This window comes from Saccharomonospora iraqiensis subsp. paurometabolica YIM 90007, from assembly GCF_000231035.2.
In the GTDB taxonomy this organism is placed as follows: domain Bacteria; phylum Actinomycetota; class Actinomycetes; order Mycobacteriales; family Pseudonocardiaceae; genus Saccharomonospora; species Saccharomonospora paurometabolica.
In genome coordinates, this window is the sequence record NZ_KI912234.1 from 30,326 (window position 1) to 31,988 (window position 1,663).

Sequence of the window (1,663 nt, forward strand, 5' to 3'; positions counted from 1 at the left end):
CGTATTCGCTGGCCACCACGCGTACCGCCTTCGACCGGCGGGCCGTGGCGCTGAGCCCGGACGCACTCGCCGCGCTGGCCGACGGTGTGCCGCACCCGTTGTTGGTGGAGGGCACGGTGGGGGAGCCGGGTCGGACGGTGTTCGTGTTTCCGGGTCAGGGTTCGCAGTGGGTGGGGATGGCGCGGGGGTTGGCTGCGGAGTCGTCGGTGTTCGCGGGGCGGTTGTCGGAGTGTGCGGCGGCGTTGGAGCCGTTCGTGGACTGGTCTTTGGCCGATGTGCTGGACGATGCCGACTTGTTGGGTCGGGTTGATGTGGTGCAGCCGGTGTTGTGGGCTGTGATGGTGTCGTTGGCTGAGGTGTGGCGGTCGTGGGGGATCGAGCCGGACGCTGTGGTGGGGCATTCGCAGGGTGAGATCGCGGCTGCGGTGGTGGCGGGGGCGTTGTCTCTGGAGGACGGCGCCAGGGTTGTGGCTTTGCGGTCGCGGGTGTTGCGGCGGTTGGCGGGTCGTGGCGGGATGGTGTCGCTCGCGTTGGGTGAGGCCGGAGTGCGTGATCGGATCGCGCCGTTGGGTGAGCGGGTCTCGGTTGCTGCTGTGAACGGTGCTGGTGCGGTGGTGGTGTCGGGGGAGCCTGCCGCGTTGGACGAGTTGGTCGCGGCGTGTGAGGTCGAGGGTGTGCGGGCGAAGCGGGTTCCGGTGGATTATGCCTCGCATTCGGCGCAGGTCGATGAGTTGCGGGATGAGTTGTTGGCGGTGTTGGAGCCGGTCCGGCCGCGTGCGGGTGAGATTCCGATCCATTCGACTCTGACGGGTGAGGTTGAGGACGGCTCGGGGATGGATGCCGGGTATTGGTTCGACAACCTCCGCTCGACCGTCCGGTTCTCCGACGCTGTCACCGCGCTGGCTGCGGACGGGTTCGGCACGTTCGTGGAGTGTTCTCCGCATCCGGTGTTGACGATGTCCCTGCCCGACGATGTGGTCGCGGTGGGTTCGCTCAAGCGCGACGAGGGTGGCCTGGAGCGGATGCTGCTCTCCCTGGGCGAGGCCGTCGTGCACGGCGTGACGCCGGACTGGGCCGCGGTGATTCCCGACGGGGAACGCGTCGAGCTGCCCACCTACCCGTTCCAGCACCAGCGGTACTGGCTCGACGCGCCCCGGCGGGGCGGCGCGGCGGGGCGCCACCCGATTCTCACGACCACCGTCGACCTCGCCCGAGGCGAAGGACTCGTCCTTTCCGGCCGCGTCGGTGTCGGCTCCCACCCGTGGACCGCCGACCACGCCCTCAGCGGCCGCGTCGTCGTCCCCGGCACGGGCATGCTGGAACTCGCCCTGCACGCCGCCGACGAGGCAGGGTGTGCCCAGGTGGAGGAGCTGCTGCTCACCACACCGCTGGTCCTGCCCGCCCACGGTGAACTCGACGTCCAGGTCACGGTGGAGGAGCCGGACGCCGAAGGCGGCAGGCACCTCGCCGTCCACTCCCGGCCCTCGTGCTCGGGTGCGTCGTGGACCGAGCATGCGACCGGCGTCCTCACCACGGCCGCTCCCGAGGTTCCGGCAGCCGACCCCGTGTGGCCGCCGCCGGGGGCCGAGCCGATCCCCGTCGAGGCCGACGCGGTCTACGCCGCGTTCGCCGCGGCCGGGTTCGACTACGGCCCGGCCTTCCG

1 protein-coding gene is annotated in these 1,663 nt (G+C 70.7%); it reads left to right on the forward strand.

Translation table 11 applies throughout. The features are described 5' to 3' along the window. On the forward strand, positions 1 to 1,663 hold a 1,663-nt coding region (locus SACPADRAFT_RS27100; RefSeq protein WP_040924256.1), incomplete at both ends, for an acyltransferase domain-containing protein.